This window comes from Collinsella intestinalis (assembly GCF_902501455.1).
GTDB lineage: Bacteria > Actinomycetota > Coriobacteriia > Coriobacteriales > Coriobacteriaceae > Collinsella > Collinsella intestinalis.
In genome coordinates this window covers 1-273 of record NZ_CABWIC010000016.1, presented here as the reverse complement: position 1 = coordinate 273, position 273 = coordinate 1, and the positions used below count along the sequence as shown (strand labels likewise).

The following is a 273-nucleotide window of genomic DNA, read 5'->3' as shown; positions in this document are numbered from 1 at the left end:
GGTCCCGGACGGGAGCGCCGCGGTGGAGACGACCTTGCCGCCGACGTAGAAGTTCACGGTCGTGAACTCGACGGGCTTGGCGGCGTCGGCGAAGACGGCCTCGACGTTCGCGGACTCGCCCTCGACCTTGTAGTCGCCGGGGATGAGGTTCTTGTCGGAGTCGCCGGTCCACTTCCAGCCGGCGAGGACCTTGCCCGCGGGCACCTTGACATAGGGGTCGGCGAAGGAGCGGAACCGGGCGAAGTCGGTCCCGGAATTGTGCGCCACGGTGTT

General features: G+C 68.1%; 1 protein-coding gene. It reads right to left on the bottom strand.

What is annotated here, in order from left to right:
• The coding region (locus tag AOBCEHNH_RS07035) for a hypothetical protein (protein ID WP_193221216.1) at nucleotides 1–273 on the bottom strand (273 nt) is incomplete at both ends.